The organism is Armatimonadota bacterium (assembly GCA_013314775.1).
GTDB lineage: Bacteria > Armatimonadota > Zipacnadia > Zipacnadales > JABUFB01 > JABUFB01.
The window spans coordinates 87,568-107,628 of the sequence record JABUFB010000014.1; the positions used below are offsets into that span (position 1 = coordinate 87,568).

The window sequence follows — 20,061 nt, forward strand, 5'->3', positions numbered from 1 at the left end:
TGCTCAGCTCCAGATGCACTTCAGCAGCAGATCGCGCCCGGCCAGAATGTCCTTCTCGCGTTCGTCGCCGGCCTCACGCTCGATAACGATCGGGCCCTTGAAGCGCATGTCCTTGAGCGCCTGGACGAACTCGGGAATGTTCACCTGTCCCTGTCCGAGCGGGACCTCGCAGCCCAGCTGGCCCTCCTGAGTGGGCCAGACGCCATCTTTAGCATGGCAGGATATCACGTGGTTGCCGATGCGCCGGAAGGCCTCCACGGGCTTGTCCTTACCGTAGAGAATCAGGTTGGCGGGGTCGAAGTTGATGTAGACATTGTTGCGGCCCAGGGATTCCAGGAACGCGGCCAAAAGGTCAGCCTGCTCCTGGCCCGTCTCGAGGCCAATGAACATGCGCTTCTCAGCGCACCAGTCCGCGCATTGTGCTATCGCATCGTACATCTGCTTGTAGATCGGGTCCGTGGTGTCATGGGGAAGGAACCCCATGTGCACAAGGACCCCCGGTTGCCTGCACTTGGACGCGAACTCGATGGACGCGCGCATGATTTCCATGCGTTCGGCCAGCTTCTCGGGGAAGACGAAGCCGACGGTCGCCGCGACGTCGTCCATGCTCGCATAGCTTTCTCCGGGGAAGCCCACGAAGAATCCCACCGACTCGACCCCGGTCTCGCACATGCCGGCCAGGATTTTCTCGGCGTTCTCATCGGTGTAGAAGTCCGGCGGGACGACCCCCATCTGTGTGCAACGGAACCCCCATTCGCCAATCTTCTTGAGCGACTCGAACGGGTCTTCGATACCCGTGGAGTGGATGAACACACCGATCTCCAGCGGCCTGATCATCAGTCTCACGTCCCTTCCCATTGTTCAGAATGTCACGCATATTTCGACGCGGTGCGGCTCGGTCCCTCTTGCGGAACTGAGGTCAGATCACAGTGCCGGGCTGCATTACGCCCGAACGCGGGATGATTACGATGCCTTCGCGCACGCAGTAGTCGTCGCCGTCTCGCTCCCAGACACCCGCACGGTTGAGTATCTCGCAACCATCGCCGATACGCGCGTTCTTGTCGATGATGGCGTTACGTACCTTGACGTTCCTCCCCAGGCCTATAGGTGGCAGGCCCTGCGCCTTGTGGCGTCCGTAATGCTCCGGGGTCTCGTAGAAGTCCGCTCCCATCATCACGACATTATCCAGCTCGCAGCCTTCCCGCACGATGCTCCGCAGACCAATGACGCAGCGCCTCAAACGGGACTGCTCGATCACCGTTCCGTCGCCGATGATGACCCTCGTCGCATCGCACCGGTTCAGTTTGCAGGGCGGCAGGTACCGCGGGTGCGTCCAGATTGGCCGGTCTTCGTCGAACATGTCGAAGGGCGGGACCGGATCCGTGAGCGCGAGATTCGCCTTGAAGAAGGCGGGAATCGTCCCAATGTCTTCCCAGTACCCGTCGAAGGGGAAGGCAAAGACACGGGATCCCTCGCGTTGGATTGCGTCGGGGATGATCTGCTTGCCGAAATCGTCCGCATCGCTCTCTTCCAGCGCCCGCAGGAGAACCTCGGCGTTGAACACGTAGATTCCCATGGAGGCCAGATGGGTCCGCGCGCCGGCCTCCAGGCCGACGGCGTGGAAGTCCTCAGGCGAAATGGCCATAGTGTCCAGGGCTTCATCCGTATCCGGTTTCTCGAAAAAGCTCACGATGCGGTAATCGGGGCCGACCTTGAGGACACCCAGCGCGCCGGCGTCCTCGCGGAGTACCGGGATTGTGGCGATCGTGATCTCTGCGCAGCAGTCGCGGTGATGCGCGATCATGCGCATGAGGTCCATCCGGTAAAGCTGATCGCCCGACAGGATCACGCAGAGTTCTGCGCCTTCGAGATTGAGGTGGCGCAGATTCTGTCTCACGGCATCGGCGGTGCCCTGGTACCAGTCCGGGTTCTCGGCCGTCTGCTCGGCCGCGAGTATTTCCACGAACCCGCCGCCGAAGTCGTCGAACTTATAGGTGTGCATAATATGCCGGTGCAGGGACGCGGTGTTGAACTGGGTCAGAACGTGCACGCGGTTCAGGCCGGAGTTGAGGCAATTGCTGACGGGGATGTCAATCAGGCGGTACTTGCCCGCCAGAGGGACTGCTGGTTTGGCGCGGTCGCGGGTTAGCGGGTGCAGCCGGGTACCGCGCCCGCCGCCGAGAATGATGCAGTTGATCTGTCCCATCTGCGGCCTCCCTTCGTATCCGGCCCGATCATCTTCCACATCGCGATACCGCACACCTGCCGCGTGCAGGTAACCCCGGCGTGTTGGCGAAACCTCCACCGTGTGGTACGAGGTATATGCAACTTCCAGCGACAGGTGACACAATGCGTATCGATGCCCACGCACACATCGAACCGCCCGGCAGGAGCGAGCTAAACGGTGACCCCTGGGGGCGCGACAGGCTTCTGATCGACGCTGCTGATGCCCTGGAGATTGACTGGCTCTGCTGCTCGTGCCTTGCCCCGCGGCGGCCATCTTCGCCCGAGGATTTCATCGCTTGCAATACCCATCTACAGCACGCGATCGAGGCCTTCCCCGGGCGCATTCTCGGCTACGCCTACGTCAACCCCGGCTACCAACGCGAGGCGGTGGCGGAGATCGAGCGTTGTGTCCGGGAGTTCGGGTTCATCGGGGCCAAGCTCTACAACGAATACAAGTTCACCGACCCGGTGGTCAGGCCGGTCATCGAAAAATGCATTGAGCTGGATGTCTTGATCCTGCACCATGCCGGACACACCTGGTGGCCCCTGCCCGGGCAGCCCAACATCTCGGACGCCGGGGACTTTGCCCGAGTGGTGGCTGAGTACCCGGAACTCAAGCTGATCTGCGGCCATATCGCCGGCGGGGGGGACTGGGAGTGGACGATCAAAGCACTGCGCGAAGAGCCGCGGCTGTTCGCAGACACCAGCGGCAGTGTGGTTGATGAAGGCATGATCGAGAAGGCAGTGGCCCTCCTGGGCGCGGATCGGCTGCTGTTCGCGTGCGACATGAGCATGACGGCCGGCGTGGGGAAGATCCTCGGCGCGGACATCACCGAGGAGCAACGAGACGCCATCTTCAGCGGGAATATGCGCCGCCTACTGGGTGGGAAGATCTGAGATGCTCTTTGATATCAACGCCTATTTGGGAACCTTCGCGCTCCGCGAACTGCGACACAATGACGTCCCCGGGCTCTCTGCTCTCATGCAACGCAAAGGAATTCACAGGGCGCTGGTCAGTGCTGCCGAAGCGATTACATGGAAGGATTGCCATTCCGCGAACCGCCTGCTGTCTGAACGGCTGACGGGAACGGACGGCAACATCCTGCCCTGCGCGGTGATCAATCCCGCCTACGCGGGCTGGCGCCGAGACCTGGAGGAAGCAGCCAGCGGGATGGGGATGCGGGCAGTCAAGCTCTATCCCCACTGGCACGGCTACTCGCTCGGGGACCAGTGCGCAGACGAAATGGTTCGCGCCGCGACTGACCTTGGTCTGCCTGTGCTCATCCCGGTGAGGGCCGTGGACCGCCGCCAGTTGGGATGGCTCTTTGACGTTCCCGACATCCCGCTGACCGATATCGCGACGCTTGCAGCCAGGCATCCTGATGCGCGGTTCGTGGTCCTCAATGGCCTGGGATTCACCGGCTCTCCGCTGGCGTCGCGCGAAGGTGAGCGCCCGGACAATTGCTGGATCGAAATCTCGCGGCTCCCGCTGTTCATCTCGCGCGAACTGCCCGTATTGCTGGAGACCCTTGGGGCCGGCCGGCTCCTGTTCGGAACGGGAATGCCCTTCAAGTATCCTGACCCTGTCTTGCTGAAGATGGAAAAGCTCGGCGCCTCCCAGAGCGAAACGCGCGCGATCTGCGGAGAGAACGCCGCAGCACTTCTTGGCCTGACATAGTGGAGACTCCCGGGGCACCAGTGAAGGGGAGCAAAACAGCCGGATGCAACGAGCAGGCCAGGGCCCGGGGGGATAGGCCTGGCCTGCCGTGCTTCCATGCGCGGGATAGGGGCCCGGCATGGGATTGATTGAATGGTAAGCCACTCAGCCGGACCTGTCAACCCAACGCGAACTCGATTATCGTCTGTGACTTCGGAGGGAAGGTGAAACCCAGCGGATTGGTCGCCTCGCGGCGCTCCGATACCAGCGCCACCTCGTTGGGCGCGTTGAAGTCATTGTGGGCGTCGGCGCTGTCGGCGCTGAGGGTGCGCACAATCACCTCATTGCCCATCTGTGGCCCAATCAGCGCGATTCCCGTGCCGATCTCCGCAGTGGGGTGCATGTTCACCACGCTCAGAATCGCCCTGTTCGTGGTCGGGTCCAGGGTCGCCACGGCGTCCAGATAGGGGATGGTCTGGCCTGGGACCCGGTCCCAGGTGAATCCCTCCACTTCGGTCCAGCAGTCGATCAGCACTGACCCGGCAACATTGGACGCCACCCAGAGCGGCCAGTAGATGCTCTGCAGGAACATGCCCTCGGGCCCCGCTTCAATAGCCGGGATGACGTTGACGGTCTGCGCCAGATTCGCCATTTTCACCGTGCCGCAGTGCCGCTGCATCATGTGGATGAACACCGCATCGGCCAGGGCGTCGCGCAGTGTGTAACGCATGGTATGGCTGCCGGTGTGGTAGTTCACGTTCCACTCGTCGATACTCACCCAGATGGGTCGCTGCATGTTGCGGTCACGGCGGACGGCGTCGATGCAGCCCTCCACGTACTTGAGGTACCGCTCGAATTCATACGCGCCGGCGAGGGTGGTCAGGTATGGCTCGCTTTCGTGCGGTCCCCAGTAGTAGTGAAGGGCGGTGTAGTCGATGAACTCCGCAGTGCGCTCCAGCACTTCCAGGTCCCAGCGCATCGCGGGCGCATTGCCCGTGCCCCCGCAGGCCACCAGCCGGATGTCTGAGTCCATCCGCTTGATGACCTTCGCCCAGTCGCGCGCCTGCCACGCGTAGTCCTCGGCGGTCTTGTGGCCGATCTGAAAGTCTCCCCACAGTTCATTGCCCAGGCCCCAGTACTTTACACTGTGTGGCGCCTCCGCACCATTGGCCCGGCGCATGTCCGAGTACTGCGTCCCCTGCTCCACGTTGCAGTACTCGACCCAGGCGATGGCCTCGTCCATAGTGCCGTTGCCCATGTTCAGGCAGATGTAAGGCTCGCAGTTGACGGCACGGCAGTAGCGGATGAACTCGTCGGTGCCGAACGTGTTGGGCTCAATCGTGTTCCAGGCCAGCTCGGGTCGGGCATTGCGATGCGGGCCGACGCCATCTTGCCAATGGTAGCCGGAAGCAAAGTTCCCGCCCGGCCAGCGCAGGATGCCCGGCTTGAGTTCTCGGATCGCTTCCATCACATCGCGCCGGAACCCGTTTTCATCGGCCAGACGCGAGCCCGGGTCGTAGATGCCTCCATAGATGCAGCGGCCAAGATGCTCGATGAATTGCCCATAGATGTGGGGGTGAATCTCGCCCAGCCTGCGGTCGACGTTGATGACGATGCGGGCCATATTGACCTCCGGGTCTGTCCGGATGCGTGTATAGATGAGATTGCGCTGGGGGAGATGAAAGGACCTTCCTGCCAGGGCTACAGATCGAGATCAACCGGCACGCGCTGTACTGGCTCGACCGTCTCAGGAGTGACGAGGCACCGGATCGCCAGCACCTGGACACCCGCTTTGGCTGCGGCACGGAGCATCGCGGCGAATTCCGGATCAGTATCGCGGTTCGGCGCGAAGACCCGCGTGTCTTCGCGCTGGATCATGAAGGCCACGGCGGTAGAGTACCCGGCCCGCTGGGCGACCACCAGCTCTTCGAGATGCCGTGCACCGCGTTTCGTGGGAGCGTCGGGAAACCGGGCCACATCGCCGATCCGCAAGGTGCAGGACTTGGTCTCCACCAGCCAGGCTCCTGTATCGCAGGCAAGTTCGAGGTCCAGGCGGCTTGCTCCCACGGTGACTTCCCGCCTGACGTGGGAGCACGCCCCGAGTTCGGGGGCAAGGCCGGCCACGAGCGCCTCCATGAACAGGTCGGGTGGAAGTCGGCTATCGAGGCAGACCAGGCTTTCACCGTGGCGTACAAGCACGACATCGTGGGTGGTGACCCGGCCCTGTCCTTCAGATGGGCGGACCCAGAGTTCCGCACCCTCATGCAGCAGCTCCTGCATGCGCCCAGGGTTGGGCATGTGGCAGTAGACGCGGGTCCCCTCGAGTTCCGCCCAGGTGGCGAAGCGGTTCGGACGGGTTATGAACCGGGCGGCAAGCAGAGGCTGGCGAAGGAGCATTGTGGACCACCGAGACGGGATCAGATGCCCTCGAACAGTCGCGCGTGATCCTGAAACCGACGCAGAACTTCAGATCGCGTGGTGGTCCCGGTGGTGCCAATCTGCTGTACCGTGAGTGATGCCACGCAGTTCCCCACAATTGCGGCTTCGCGCGGGGAGGCGCCCGCGCACATCGCAAGCACGATGCCGGATGTGCAACTGTCACCAGCGCCCACGATGTCGACAGGCGGTGGGGAGACGATTCCAGGCACGTGCGTCACACCGTCTCCGTCGAAGACTACAATGCCCTCGGGCCCCGCGGTCACAAAGACGGGGCGGTGGTTGCGTGCGGCCAGTTCGGTCCCATATCTGCGCGCGTCTTCGGCACTCAGTTCGGCTTCGGTCCCGGTGAACCCGCAGGATCTCGCCGCCTCGATCTTGTTTGGCTTGATCATCACATCGCGGAAGAGTCCGATATTGGCGCGCGAATCCGCCAGGAAATGCACCTGCGGGTTGTCGCGTGCGATCTGGGCAATCGCTTCCCGGACGCGATCAGTGACGACGCCGAGGTCGCGCTGCTCCACTTGGTCGGCGATGATCACGGCCTGCACCCGGGGGAGCAGGGACCGGAGACATTCCAGGATGGCATCTTCTAGGTCAGGGGGAGTGGGCCGGCGGTTCTTGACGTCCAGCCGGTTCAATTCGCGCTCCATCCCGGACTTGTCTCGCAGCATCGGCTTGGTGTAGGTCGGAGTGAATTGGTCGGGGCGACGCAGAAGGGCGGTCATGTTCACTCCGGTGCGCGCCAGTCCCTGGCGCAGGTCGAAGCCTTCACCGTCGTCTCCCGTGAAGCCGACCGCGAAAACCTCTCCCGCTTCCAGGGCGGTGAGGTTGTTGGTGACGGTACCCGCCGCGCCGGGGCTGAGCCTGCGGGCAACCACCTGGTAGGCGTCGAGACCGGTCTCCACGGAGACCTCGGTCAGGGAGTCGTCAAGTACGAGGTACTTGTCCAGGAAGAAATCGCCGAGGACAGCGATGGACGCACCAGGAAACCCGGCCAGAAGCTCTTCCATCCGCTGCGAAGTCAACCTTGACCCTCCAGGCGCGCCACCACCCGCCGGTACAGACTCGGGAACGTGACGCGGTGGTCGCCCCTGAAATAGAAGCTCTCGCCGCCGTCCTGCACGGTGCGCACGAGAATTGTCTTCCAGGGACGGTAGTAGTAGTGCGGGTTGGACTTCTCGGGAGCCGCGCCGGGGTTCTCACCGAGGTCTAACAGGTCGAAGACGGCGGTAGTGAAGTGCGCGATCTCGCGCCCCTCCTGGAAGGCCACATTTCGCGCCATGCTCAGGGCCTTCAGGTACACTTCGGGGCCCATGACCGCGGTGCCGAAGTTGAGCATCACGCCGCCCTCGAGACGCGTGATGGTGTCCGTCACAGTGAGGAAATCCCGGTAGCTCGCCAGCCCCGTCAGTGCACCGTTGAAGTTCGGGTGCTCGTGGATGATGTCGCTGCCAATGCCGACGTGCACGGTGACCGGGACACCAAGCTCATACGCGGCGGCGAAGATGCTCACATCCCGGTGGGGGAAGTCGCGCTCCACGATCATCTTGCCCACGGCTTCGCCGAAACCCAGCCCCGCCTGGGCACCTTGGTTCACCGCATCGTTGATCCACCCTGTTTCCTGCCAGAGGCCGAACTCCCCGGTGCGGATGTACCGGGCAACGCTCTCGGTGGTCGCCCCGATGAGTGCGAACTCAAAATCGTGGATCGCGCACGCGCCATTGACGCCGATGTGGGTGATGATGCCCCGACGCAGCAGGTCGATGATGAACCGCGAGTTTCCCTGCCGGATCACGTGCGCCCCCATCATCAGGAGGATTTCGCCGTTGCGCTGCCGGGCATCGACAATGCGCTGCGCGAGACTGTCCAGTTGTGGGTGGGCATAGTCGGGCAGGTCCGCATCCAGTTCCATGATGGCGGACAGGTCCAGATCATGCTCACGCTCGGCAAGCGGTTTGACGATGAGGCGGCTGCGATCGAACTGGGCATACGGCATGTGCGGGTGATCGCCTTTCCGTTGGGGCCCATCGGGGGTCTTGACATGCCCCGCATGGCGTGCTTTCCCAATGTCTCGCTTCGGTCTGTGGCGCAGGGAACCCGATCTTATTCCTCGGCGAATAGGTAGGCAAACAACCGCTTGTATTCCCGGAAGTCGGGCACGATGATATCCGCGCCGTACTCAATGAGCCGGTTACGCTTCCATTCATCAATGCCGGCACGGTTCTTTTCATCCACTGCCAGACCCACGGCAATGCCGCCCACCTTCTTGGTCTCCTCGATCTCCACAAAGCCGTCGCCGAAGCCCGCGAATTCGCTGCCCTTGAGATTGTGATCGGTGATGATCTTCTCGATGATCATGGCCTTGGAGTAATTCTTGTAATCATCAATGGCGCCGTAGATGTTTTCGCCGAAGTACGGGTGGAGGCCGAGGGATTGCGACTCATCCAGCACATACGGCCGGTCGGTCCCACTGGCGAGATACAAGGTGACGCCTCGTCCGTGCAGGTATTCCACCATCTCAAGCGCCCCAGCCACCGCCATCTCCTCCCGGGTGTAGCGCCCCTCCTTGAGGCCTTCGACCCGGTCCTTGATGCGTTCCCAGAGAAGCTGGAGGTAGTCCCACTTGTACTCCAACGGATCCTTGGCCTGACCACCGCGCTTCGTGACATGCTCGGCAAACTCCATCATCTGGTAGATGGTCTGCTTGCCCGTGAGGCGCGTAACAAACTCGTGGACGATCTCATGCAACTGCTCGCGGGTCTCGCCGGTGTCGAGATCGGCCAGGATGTCGACCATCATGGGGATCATTACTTCCTGCCAGCCCTCGCGGATCAGAGAGATGGTCCCATCGAAGTCGAAGAGCGCAAAGCGGATCTGGCCGCGCTCGATGTCCTCATTGATGATCTCGATGTACTCGGCGCCCTCGAGCATCCGTCCACGCGGGAACTGCCTGTACTCCATTCTGTTGCTCCTTTTCGTGCGTCAACGTAGTCTCCAGCCAGGACAGCCGAGCTCTCCGGCCGGGAATCGTAAGCCATTATACACGAAAGCTAAGACACGGACAGCGCGCGAAAGTTTGGGCGAGTGCGTTCCTCGAAAACCGGTGAGTTCGGTCGAGCCGGGGCAGTGACAGATGATGCGCAGATGTCTGCAAGACTGAAACGCACCCAGTCTGGGCACGAAGGGATTGATGGACCATCGCTGGAACTGTTCAACTCTACAGTCTGAACTTTCCTGGCGGGTGATTGCATGTACGAGTCCCCCCTGCGCAGCATCGCCGACTACTGGAGCAACTCGGTATGCAAGTTCCCCTCTGCCCCGGCGGCGATTTCGGAAGGCGAGACCCTCAGCTATGCCGAGATGGATGATCGCATCGCCCGTGTTGCCGGGTTTATGCGCGACGAACTTGGGGTCTCCAAAGGCGACCGGATCGCCATTGCGCTGCCGAACTGCCTGGAGTGCCTCATCGCCTACTGGGGGGCACTGAGGCTCGGGGCCATCGCCGCGCCGGTGAACATCCGCCTGCGGGACGAAGAGATCGCCTTCGTGATCCGAAACCTGGAGCCCCGGGTGGCAATTGTCCACGAGGACACTCCGACACCGGTCTTCGAGGCGATCGGGGCGTGCGGAGCCGTGCAGGCGACCGTTGGCGTGGGCGACTGCACTTGCGACGTGCCCTTCGTCGACATGATGTCGCGGGGCACCCCGACTGCGGCCAGCGTCGACATCGAGCCATCGGACATCGCTGTGGTCCTGCATACATCGGGCACCACCGGCGAGCCCAAGGGCGCGATCATGACCCACGAGACGCTTCACTTCAATGTGAAGAACGCCATCTTCGCCCACTCCTTCCGGCATGAGGACGTGCACCTTCTGGTGATCCCTTTCTTCGCGCCCACGGCCTCGTACAGTCTGCTGGCCAGCGCCGCATACCTGGGAAGCGCCATCTGCATCGCGCCCCGGCCGGACGTCGGCGACATCGTGCAACTGATCGAGACCCATCGCTGCACCACCTTCATCGGTGTGCCCACCCTGTTTCACCTGTTCGTCAATGACCCGCGCGCAGCTCGGGCCAACCTGGATTCCCTGCGGCTCATCGCCTATTCCGGCTCCCCCATGCCGGTGCGCACCATTGGCCAGCTGCGCAACCGCTTCCCGGGCATTGCGCTCCACAACTTCTTCGGCCTGACCGAGACGATCTCAATCACCCATGTATTGCCCAGCATCAACGCCGCCGACCGCCCCGATTCCATCGGCAAGCCGCTGCCCGAGATTGATGCGCGGATCATCGACGAAGCCGGGAACGACGTGCCGCGCGGGGAGATCGGCGAGCTGTGCTTCCGGCGCGGGAATATCATCCCGGGCTACTGGAACCGTCCCGGCCTGCTGGAGGAGGCCGTGGTGGACGGCTGGTTCCGCACCGGTGATTTCGCGCGCGTGGACGAAGACGGGTTCTTTTATGTGCACGGCCGGAAGAAAGACATGATCATTGTCGCCGGTCAGAACGTCTACGCCCTTGAGGTGGAAAAGATCATCTACACCCACCCGGGGGTGCGCGACGCGGCGGTCATCGGCATTCCCGCAACCGGAGTGCGCGCGGCTCTTGGCGAACTGGTGAAGGCGGTCGTGGTTCCACAACCGGGGGAGCAGTTGACCGAGCTTGATATCAAACGCCACTGCGCCCAGCATCTGGCGAGTTACAAGGTCCCGCAGGTCGTTGAGTTCCGGGACGAGTTGCCCCGGAATGCCGCGGGAAAAGTGCTCAAGCGGGACCTGTAGCGCCGGATCTTCCGGACAAGACCCCATCGGTGGATGTCATCCATGTGTGTCGCCCGTTGCACCGCGATCCTCGTAATGCTCTGCGCCGGAGCCGCCCTTGGAGCGGGTTCGGTGCCTGGCGTGAGTGTGCGCTTCCTGGACGGCAAGCTGTACGAGATACCCACCGGTAAAGCCGAAACGCTTGTGCAGGATGACCTGTACCCGGATTATCCATTCCACACTCCTCTCCCCGCCGTGCCACTCGACCAGCTGCGCAGTTTCCTTGGTGCCGGCGGTCCAAGGCTTGCCCTGTCCGCCGCCCAGCTATCGGAGATACACGCCAGGGCTGCGAATGATAAGGCTGTGAAGGCATCGCTCGATGCCCTGGTCGCACAGGCCGAGAAGTTTCTGGACGGCGCGGTTCCACGCTACCACCCTTCGCCTTTCCACTGGATTCAGGCACCCCCGGAGGAGTCACGTCAGGCCGAGGAGCAGGCAGCGCGGCTCTCGATGATGCGCCGCTCCTGCGCCCTCGCATTCGCGCTCACAGGCGAGGAACGATTCGCGAGACGGGCGTGGGAAGCGTTTCAGGCCAATGTCGAGCATTTCTACACCTACGGCGTGTTCCGCATGCCTTTCTCCTGGCAGTCGCCGTGGGACTCGGGCTATGAACTCTATGACGCTGCTGCTGCCTATGACCTGATCGCGCACTGGGAAGCGCTCACTCCGCTGGACCATGCGCTGGTGTTCACGTACCTGCGCCGCCTGGGAATGCGGGTGGCGTACGCGGTGGAGCTGTCGCCTGTCATCGGCAGCCAGCAGGCGATGTGGACCTGCAATCTCGGCTGCCTCGCATATTACGCGCCGGGTATTCCGGAATCGGCATCCTGGCGGGAACTCGTGGACGAGCGCATCGAGTCGGTGATGGCGGATTTCATGACCGATGGAGGCCACATCGAGTGCGATCCGTCGGCCCATTCCCTGGCGCTTGAGCACTTGCTGCGCTATGCGCGTGTGCGGGCGGCCAGCGGCGACCCCGACTTCATCTCCCGGCCCTGGGGGGCAGGTCAAGTCACACTCGAGCGCTGCGTGGACTGGCTCGCCAAAATCGCCACTCCGCTTGGCGAAACCCCCGCGGTTGGAGACTCGCCCTGTCGGCCACTGTCGCTGGCGCACGGATACCTGGACGGCATTCGCATGTTCCGCCGAGCAGACTGGCTCACGGCAGGTCGCATCAGCACGACGGATGCCGCCGTTCCGGAGCTGCTCCCCAACGACCTTGCTCCGGCGAAGCCGCAGTTCACCTCGCTTTGCCTACCCGATACAGGCTTCGCAGTCCTGCGCGACGGCTGGGGCACTGACGATGGCTATCTGCTGCTGGACTACGGGCGTCACGGCGGTCCTTTCGGGCATTTCGACAGGTTGGGGTTCACCCTGTACGCGAATGGTCAGCCCTGGGTGCTGGACGCCGGTCCCGCGCCCCACCCGTCCGTTCACGCCGAGCTGCACCAGTCCTGGCATCGTCAGACCCGGGCGCATAACACGGTGATGATTGACGACGCCAGCCAGTCAGCAGCGGACGGCAAGTTCGTTGTCTGGCAGACCCACCCGGCCTTCGACCTTGTGGCCGCAGAGCACGAGGGCTACCCGGACGCGATCCACCGCCGCACTGTCTTCCACCCACGGAACGGGTATTTTCTGGTTTTCGATGAAATCGTCAATTGTGGGGACAGCCGGCGTGAACTCCAGTGGTTGGCGCATGTCAACGGTACGCGGGAGTCAGGTACGGTAGGGCGGATCGTGTTCTGGCGGGACGACCGGCAGGGGCTGGCGCTTGTCCCTCCGCGCGAAGGCGGGCTGCGCGGCGTGAAGATCGATCAAGGCCTTTGCACTGGTTGCGATGGCGTGCTGGCCAATATCCAGCCCGGCGCGGACAGCGGCAGCTGGACGCCCGGATCGCCAGGCTGGGGATACATCCCCTTCATCGGGCTGCGCAAGAGCGTAGCACCGCGCTCAGTTCAGACTTTCTGCGTGGCCCTGGTGCCTTTCACGGGCAAGGAGCCCGATGTCACGGTGGAGTCTTTCGAGGGCAAACTGGCCTACGGTGTGCGGGTGATCATTGGCGATACCGTGGATTTGCTGGTGATCCGCAAGCGTGGCATCGAGCCGGGCACCATGTCCCGCGATCTGCCGGTGGCAACCAACGCCCGTTATGCGTTCGTGCGGGAGCAGGCAGGAAAGACCACGGTCATGGAGTGGGTAGACGGTGACAGTCTGTGGATCGAGTCCGACCTGCGAACCGGGCGGTGACCACGCCCTTCACTCGTTGTAGAACGCCCAGCCCCTTTCACTCCAGACTTTCGAGCCCCCATAGCCGCTCTCCGGGTAGACGCGATCAGACCGGTACACCAGAGTGCAGAAGAAGCTGTACCCGTGGGGGTAGAGATCTCCCGGCAGCTTGAGTCTCAGCTCGAAGTCCTTACCGCCGGCTTCCGGTGTGTAAACCCAGTCCTGCGTGGCGACTTCGGGTTTCGGCGGCAGATCCTCGATGAAGCCCGGCTGCAATTCCTCGAGCTTGTCCGGGTATCTGCCCCGCTCCGCCTGGTACTTCTCCAGCGCTTCGACAATCGGCGCAGCGGCATCCACCAGGCGGTGCAGTGTCGTCTGGCTTCTTTCCCATGCGCCCGTGAGGGCGTGGGTGCGCCATACAATTGCGCCCACGATGATGGTGTCGACGATCAGGATGATCGCCACGATGATGTAAAGCGGCCGGCGATCCAGTTTCGGTCGCCGCGGATTGTCTGCTGAGGCGATGTCGGTACTCCTCCCCTTGTGGGCAGTTGCTCGTGTTTACTCCTCGACGTATTCCACCCAGGCGCGCACCCCGAGTTCGCGCGTCTGCTGGGCGCCGCTGGGCTGCTCCACACGAATCTCCGCGGTTCCCGCGGCTGGTGTGCCCAGGGCGCCCGATACGGTCACCGGCGTGGCGCTCTCCGACGTCTTCAGTGTCGCCTGACCACTGGCCGGAATCAGCAGCCACTCGGCCTCGGCGAGGCTGGCGTCTGCCTGCAATGTCGTCTCAACCATGCGAAACACCGGCGCAGGTGTGCGCGTGTCAGTGATCCTGCGCAACGCCTTGAGGCCGTCTATCAACACCGTGCAGGTCTTACCGCCTGGGATCGCATTGAAGTAGAAGGTGAGCGACGACACGGTGTCGTACTGGATGGGTTCGGGGCTTGGCACTTCCGGCCGTTCGAGCAACACGAACCGCCAGCCGGTGAAGTTGATGTCGATGTAGTAATCCTGCGCCCAGTGGCCCGTGCCCCCGCGCGGCTGGATCTTGAGTTTGGCGCCCGATGAATCCCCGTGAATCCACACGCCGAGGGCCACGTGCTCGCGCAGGTCCAAGGGTGGGTCGAAACGCTTGCCCACCGCCGACCAGCCGCCATCATCCGTGCGCGTGCTGGTGGCGGTATACCGGGCGCAGTGCTGGCCAACTCGGGCCCCCTCGGAGACCAGTTCCAGCTGCTGCGTCACGCCGGAGCTTGTGTTGCCCGCGAGATTCGTGCCCGCCGTGTGCTGGGCAAGGCCTCCCGCGCCTTTGGCGAGATAGGCCGTGATGTCCTCGAAGTCCTCGAGCATCCAGGCGTTCTCGTCCGCGTACTCGGGCCCGGGGGCGACCTGCCTCCCCGCCCGGACCTCCAGGCCGAGAACAGGCTTGCCCAGCGTTGGGTCCACCTGCACCGTTACCGTCTGCTCCGGCGAACCTGGCAGAATCACGACTTCCTTGCCGTAGTTGACCCGGCGGAAAGTGGGGTTGGTCGCGTCGCCCGTCAGGCGGTACTCTTTGCCGGGGATCTTGAAATCCTCCCGCAATGCCGGGTGCAGCGTGCCCTTGATTCGCAAGTCCTCATAGGCCCGAATGATCCGGATGTACTCGTCCATCCGGGGATTGTCGCGGATCGTCTGCGGATTAGTCTGGATGCTGAAGGAGCAGTTGAAGCCCAGCGCTTTCTGGCAGACATACTCGATCTGGTCCGGAGTCACCTGTTGGCCGTAGATGTAGTACCATCCGAGGTCCAACGGGAGATAGTTGTTCGAATACCATTCGAAGCGGGGGAGGCGTTCGTCGAGATACCACTTCAGGTCTCCGTGGCCGTCGGCCGATGCGTACCGGGCAAGCATGTGCCATGACCACGGCGACACGCTGCTGGCCTGCAGAAGCATGTCATCGCGGCCCAGGGCATCCCAGTACGCCTTGTGCAGCAGTGCATTGTAGCGCCAGTGCGGTCCCTTGAGGCGCTCGGAGCCGTCAAAGTAGAGCATGTCCGCGCCGCAACCATTCGCCACCGCCGCCAGGTTCCGCGCTACCTCCTGAGTGAGCCCCTTATCGGGATCATGCAGGAAGTACCCGTACCCACGCATCATGTGGGAGATGCGGCTGCCCTTCGCGTGCGCGGCGGCGGTAGTCCCGTACATCCCCCGTCGGCAGTCCTTGAAGCCGTAAGGCTCCTCGAGAGAGGTCGAGCCGTAGAAGATCAACTCATCACCAATGCGCACCACCGCCGAATCGCCCAGGTATCCGCCTTCGATGGCCGGGAACTTCGTTGGTGGTGTTGGGGTGGGGATGAAGGTCGCCTTCTCATCGACCGCTTCAGCGAGAGCCGTGAACTCGTCCATCACCAGGCGGTCGTCGGGCACTGGGGTAAGATAAGGGTCGTTATTCGAGATCGCGGCGGCCAGGAAGTGCAGACCGCAGCGGAAACCCGCAGCGTGGAAGCGGTCCACCGCATCCCTCAGGTCGTCCAGCCCCCTCGGGAAGCGCTTGCGGTTGATCGGGTAGTGCCCCAGGCTCTCGGACCAGCTCTCCTGCCCGATGAGGATGGTGCTGAACCCGCACTTGCGCGCGAAATCGATCACCATGTCCACGTCGTCGAGCCCCATCGAAGTGATGAACAGGTACGAGCGGTTGATGTCGTCGGATTCTTTGTTCCACACACCGCCGAAATGAGGGCTGGGCAGACCGGCGGCGAGTTCCACTTCCACCAGACCCCTCGCCAGTTCGTCCGATGGGCAGACCATCAACGCGACACCGGCGTCCTCAGTGCCGTATTCGGCCACGCAGTCGGCGGAAAGCACCGTGGCCGGGAGCGAGAAATACTGCTCCAGCGGGTCGTCCATGCTCGCGAGAACCCTGTCGTCGCCGTGGGGTTCGGGCTGGCCGTCCAGTTCAGCCAAGGCGCGGATGTCATCCACGAGGCACTCGACCTCGCTCTGGCGGGGGAGACCGTTGAAGTAGATATTGCACTGGGTGATGTGGGTATAGTCGATAGGCTCGCCTTCGGGGCGCGGCAGTTCCACGTATTTCCAGCCGGTGAAGTCGATGGTCACGTAGTAGTCGCGCCAGTGTTTGCCGTCGGTAAGCTGGATCTTCAGCGCCTGCCCCTTGCCGTCGCCCTTGATCCATGCTCCGATGCCCGCGTGTCCACTGATGTCGAGGGGGCTCGGGAAGGTCTTGTACCAGCACGTCCAGCCGATCTGATCGGTAGGGTTGCGGCCGACAAACCTGCCGGCGCCGGGGCCGACCTTCGCCTCAGTGACATACTCCGACTGGGCGCTGGCGCCCGGGGAAGCCGATCCGCCACGCCGCATGCTGGGGTCGGCGGCGATGCCGGCGCGAACCGACGGACTCGTAGGTATGACGCCGATGGTCGTCCGCTCGCCGCGCAGCGCGTTGAGCGTATGGGCGACGGTGCCTTCCCTGGGCACAAACAAGCGGCACAGGACGATGGCCTTCATCGGCGCCGCTGTCTGCAGGTCCGCCAGTTTCAGCAGCACGTGACCGCGACCGCGCGAGACCCGGAATGTGCATGAGCCGCCGTCACGTGCAAAGCGGACGTGAAGCATGTCACCGTCAAGCCTGATGCTCTCGGGAGGGAACACGGTGTTGCCTGCGGTCAGCTCGAATGCGGGGAGTGTCGACTTGCAGAGGTCCTCTCCCGTGGCATGGGCAACAAGCGATTCCGTCCGCCCATCAGCGCTAAGTCTCCAGGTGAACGCTTCGGTCTCGAAAGTCACCTGAGCCATGCAAGGCGCCAGGACCAGAAGAAGACAAACTGCGATCATGCGAGCAGCCATGTTGGCCTCCCGGAACATCCGATTGTCCTGCCCACTGGGGCGGACGGTCCGCACGGAAAGGCGATTTCGCCGGCTTGGCGCGCGTAACCTGCCGTCCGGCACTGCCGCCGACGCTTGGCACAGATCGGTGGTCCAGACGGGCCTCAAGATGACGGGCGCATGGTCGAAGTAGTAGATGCTGCACCCGTCGGCGGTCCCTGCCCATCCCCACCATGCTCTCGGGTGGGACGGCGGCCTCGCGGGCATTGTGGGCACGATGCTTGACGCTCTGGGCCCCGCGCGGGATCTATCACACTCCTGGAGCCCCAATGAGAATACTTGTCGCAGAGCAGGATCCGCTGGCTCTGGGCGCGATGCAGAGATGCCTGCACAGTTGCGGGCACGAACCGGTCGCCTTCGCGGACGGCAAGGCGGCCCTTGCCTGCTTGCGGGGAGACGATGCCCCCCGCATCGCGCTTCTGGGCTGGCAACTGCCGGGGCTCACGGGTCCGGAGGTTTGCCGGCGCCTGCGTGCGGATGCGGATGCCGGTTACGTTTACGTGATCCTTTTGACGGAGCGGGGAAGCAAGGAACAGCTTGTGCGAGGGCTTCAGGCAGGGGCCGACGACTATCTGAGCAAGCCCTTCGACCCTTCGGAACTTGAGGCGCGAATCCAGGCCGGGGCGCGCATCGTCGAGCTTGAGGCCCGGCACATCCAGGCCCAGAGCCTCCTGCGCCTTCAGGCCACGCGCGACGGGCTGACCGGTCTGTGGAACCGCAACAGTATTCTGGGGATACTTGATTGCGAGGTCGTCCAACGCACCGACGATGGCACCGATCTCTGCGCGATCATGTGCGACATCGATCACTTCAAGCGCGTCAATGACACCCTGGGACACATGGCGGGGGATGACGTCCTGCGCCATGTGGCTGCGCGGATTGCCTCGTCGTTGCGCAGTTGCGACAGTGTCGGGCGTTTCGGAGGCGAGGAGTTCCTTTGCGTCTTGCCGGGATGCGGCCGTGACCACGGGATAGCGGTTGCCGAGCGCATGCGCCGGCACGTGGCTGCTTGCCCCATCGTTCTGGAACGCTCCGCCATCGAGGTCACCCTGAGCTGCGGGCTTGCAGACTTGCGTGGCCTCGGGCTCCAGGATCCACGCGCCCTGCTTGCCGCGGCAGACGATGCCCTCTACCGGGCGAAAAGCGACGGCCGAGACCGCGTGGTCGCCGCGGTCCCGGCCTGGATGGAACTGCGCAGGACGGGTTAGGCTCGTGTTGCGCTAGCCTGAATAGAACCCCTGGAGTGCCGGCGGAACCGAGCGGTACGTCGCGTAAAGGTCCTGGTATGCGGGAGAGTCCGGACCGGGCTCAACGGTGCGCTCGCCCACGTCCATGGCAGCCTGAGCTTCCGCGGCGTTTGCGAACACTCCCGCACCCACGAAGGCGAACATGGCGGCCCCCAGTGCTGTGGCTTCCTGCTGCTCAGTGGTGATTACCGGCAAACCGGTCACATCGGCGCGGATCTGATTCCACAGTGCGTTCTTCGAACCACCCCCGACCACTCGTACGGACGCGGGCTGGAAGCCTGTTGCTTCGGCAAGGGTCTCCAGCGCATGGCGCATCTGGAAGGAGAGCCCCTCCAGGGCAGCTCGGTACACGTGGCCACGGCGGGTGTCAAGCTCAAGCCCCAGAACAGTGCCCCGAGTGCCGAACTTGCGCGTGGGGCCGGTGCTGGGAACGAAGCTCGGAACAAGCGTGACGCCCCCCGCTCCCGGAGAAAGCTGCTGCGCCTCGCCGATCATCACTCCGTAGGCGTCGGAACGCTGGGCAACGTCCCCGTAGAGCAGGTCCCGGAGCCATTCAAGCACTCCCGAACCCATCATGAGAAGTTGGGGGTTCCACAGGCCGGGCTCGGCATCGCATTCGTAGATGAGACCCTCTTCAAAGCCAAACCGCGTGGGCTCGAAGCGGTTGTGGCGCAGCATCAGGATCTCCCAGGTTCCGCTGCTGAGGATCGCCTCGCCGGGCTTGCCGCCGCAGCCTACTGCAGCGAACTGGGTGTCATGCCCCGCAGCAACAACCGGTGTGCCCACGGGAAGCCCACTGGCGGCTGAGCCCGCGGCGTGCACGGCTCCGATGACTTCGCCGGGCTCGACCCAGCGCGGGAAGAACCCTGCGTCCAGACCGGCCAACGCGAGCATCTTCGCGGACCAGTCACGCTTGGCCATGTCCATGCACATCATGGTCCCCGCTGCGGTGGGGTCTATGGACTTCTCTCCGCAGAGCAGGTGGCTGAGCAGGCCCGCGAACATCATGAAGCAGTCCGCGGTTTCCAGAGCATCGGGCTGGTTTTCACGCAACCAGATGAGCCGCAAGAGACTGTCGAAGGGGATCACCTGGTAGCCGGTTTCCGCAAATGCCTCCCACGGCGACATCCGGTCTCCGAAGGTCTCCGCAAGGGGCTCGGTGCGGGAGTCCTGCCAGCAAATGACCGGATATGTGAGAGAGCCGTCTGCTCGCACCGGAGCGCCGTCGGCGCCGCAGGTGTCCAGCGTCACCGCCACGATCTCATCGCTCGGAATCTGGGCCACGACCTCCTTGCAGGCGTCGCACAGGCGCGCGAAGACCGCCTCCAGGTCCCAGATAATCCAACCTTCGGGACAGCCAGGCTGGGGCGTAGATGAACTCGGGCGGCTTGCGGATGCGACGATCCTGCCCTCCGGGTCCACCGCGATGACCGTGGCATTTGTGGAACCGCAGTCCATGACGATGGCGACCTGTCTTGCCATTCGGGAAATCCCCCTTGCGTGCGAATGAGGTTTTGTGTCACAAGCGCCGCCGGCCAGAGGGCGGCGAGGATGACG

General features: G+C 63.3%; 15 protein-coding genes. 5 read left to right on the plus strand and 10 right to left on the minus strand.

The window, feature by feature from the left end:
• Nucleotides 1–3 precede the first annotated feature (3 nt).
• Both HPY44_18020 and HPY44_18025 read right to left on the minus strand, forming a co-directional pair.
• On the minus strand, nt 4–846 hold the full coding sequence (locus HPY44_18020) for a sugar phosphate isomerase/epimerase (GenBank protein ID NSW57904.1): 843 nt from the start codon (nt 844–846) through the stop codon (nt 4–6).
• Between the two features lie 73 nt (nt 847–919).
• Nucleotides 920–2,206 (minus strand): glucose-1-phosphate adenylyltransferase, encoded by a 1,287-nt coding sequence (locus tag HPY44_18025; GenBank protein ID NSW57905.1) that lies wholly within the window; start codon nt 2,204–2,206, stop codon nt 920–922.
• A gap of 116 nt (nt 2,207–2,322) precedes the next feature.
• Here HPY44_18025 and HPY44_18030 point away from each other — a divergent pair, with 116 nt between their 5' ends.
• Both HPY44_18030 and HPY44_18035 read left to right on the plus strand, forming a co-directional pair.
• Nucleotides 2,323–3,123 carry an amidohydrolase family protein gene (locus HPY44_18030; GenBank protein NSW57906.1) on the plus strand — a complete coding sequence of 267 codons (801 nt, stop codon included), beginning with the start codon at nt 2,323–2,325 and terminating at the stop codon, nt 3,121–3,123.
• Between the two features lies 1 nt (nt 3,124).
• Entirely contained in the window at nt 3,125–3,904 is a 780-nt protein-coding gene (locus HPY44_18035) for an amidohydrolase (GenBank protein ID NSW57907.1), read from the plus strand.
• A 157-nt stretch (nt 3,905–4,061) separates the two neighbouring features.
• Here the strand turns inward: HPY44_18035 and HPY44_18040 are convergent, their stop codons facing one another.
• The 5 genes from HPY44_18040 to HPY44_18060 all read right to left on the minus strand — a co-directional run bounded on the left by HPY44_18040 (nt 4,062) and on the right by HPY44_18060 (nt 9,253).
• On the minus strand, nt 4,062–5,507 hold the full coding sequence (locus HPY44_18040) for an alpha-N-arabinofuranosidase (protein ID NSW57908.1): 1,446 nt from the start codon (nt 5,505–5,507) through the stop codon (nt 4,062–4,064).
• 77 nt (nt 5,508–5,584) lie between these two features.
• Complete coding sequence (gene sfsA, locus HPY44_18045; protein NSW57909.1) at nt 5,585–6,280, minus strand: DNA/RNA nuclease SfsA; 696 nt, start codon at nt 6,278–6,280, stop codon at nt 5,585–5,587.
• A 20-nt stretch (nt 6,281–6,300) separates the two neighbouring features.
• Nucleotides 6,301–7,347, minus strand: a complete 1,047-nt coding sequence (locus tag HPY44_18050) for a carbohydrate kinase (protein NSW57910.1) — start codon at nt 7,345–7,347, stop codon at nt 6,301–6,303.
• Nucleotides 7,344–8,318 carry a hypothetical protein gene (locus tag HPY44_18055; protein ID NSW57911.1) on the minus strand — a complete coding sequence of 325 codons (975 nt, stop codon included), beginning with the start codon at nt 8,316–8,318 and terminating at the stop codon, nt 7,344–7,346. Before HPY44_18055 ends, HPY44_18050 begins: the two co-directional genes overlap by 4 nt.
• A 107-nt stretch (nt 8,319–8,425) precedes the next feature.
• On the minus strand, nt 8,426–9,253 hold the full coding sequence (locus HPY44_18060; protein ID NSW57912.1) for an HAD family hydrolase: 828 nt from the start codon (nt 9,251–9,253) through the stop codon (nt 8,426–8,428).
• A 318-nt stretch (nt 9,254–9,571) separates the two neighbouring features.
• Here HPY44_18060 and HPY44_18065 point away from each other — a divergent pair, with 318 nt between their 5' ends.
• Both HPY44_18065 and HPY44_18070 read left to right on the plus strand, forming a co-directional pair.
• A complete protein-coding gene (locus HPY44_18065) occupies nt 9,572–11,101 on the plus strand; it encodes an AMP-binding protein (GenBank protein NSW57913.1) in 1,530 nt (509 codons plus the stop codon).
• A 42-nt stretch (nt 11,102–11,143) separates the two neighbouring features.
• The gene (locus HPY44_18070) at nt 11,144–13,390 is read left to right on the plus strand and encodes a heparinase II/III-family protein (protein NSW57914.1); all 2,247 of its coding nucleotides are present in this window, start codon (nt 11,144–11,146) and stop codon (nt 13,388–13,390) included.
• A gap of 9 nt (nt 13,391–13,399) precedes the next feature.
• Here HPY44_18070 and HPY44_18075 read toward each other — a convergent pair whose 3' ends face one another.
• Together HPY44_18075 and HPY44_18080 are read right to left on the minus strand one after the other, a co-directional pair.
• On the minus strand, nt 13,400–13,834 hold the full coding sequence (locus tag HPY44_18075; protein ID NSW57915.1) for a hypothetical protein: 435 nt from the start codon (nt 13,832–13,834) through the stop codon (nt 13,400–13,402).
• Nucleotides 13,835–13,930: 96 nt separating this feature from the next.
• Nucleotides 13,931–17,218, minus strand: coding sequence for a hypothetical protein (locus tag HPY44_18080; GenBank protein ID NSW57916.1), 3,288 nt, complete (start codon nt 17,216–17,218; stop codon nt 13,931–13,933).
• 308 nt (nt 17,219–17,526) lie between these two features.
• Between HPY44_18080 and HPY44_18085 the strand changes: the two genes are divergently transcribed.
• The gene (locus tag HPY44_18085) at nt 17,527–18,465 is read left to right on the plus strand and encodes a diguanylate cyclase (GenBank protein ID NSW57917.1); all 939 of its coding nucleotides are present in this window, start codon (nt 17,527–17,529) and stop codon (nt 18,463–18,465) included.
• A 12-nt stretch (nt 18,466–18,477) separates the two neighbouring features.
• On the opposite strand, the gene HPY44_18090 is transcribed toward HPY44_18085, so the two are convergent.
• Nucleotides 18,478–19,986: an L-fuculokinase gene (locus tag HPY44_18090; GenBank protein NSW57918.1), complete on the minus strand. Its 1,509-nt coding sequence runs from the start codon at nt 19,984–19,986 to the stop codon at nt 18,478–18,480.
• Nucleotides 19,987–20,061: the final 75 nt, after the last annotated feature.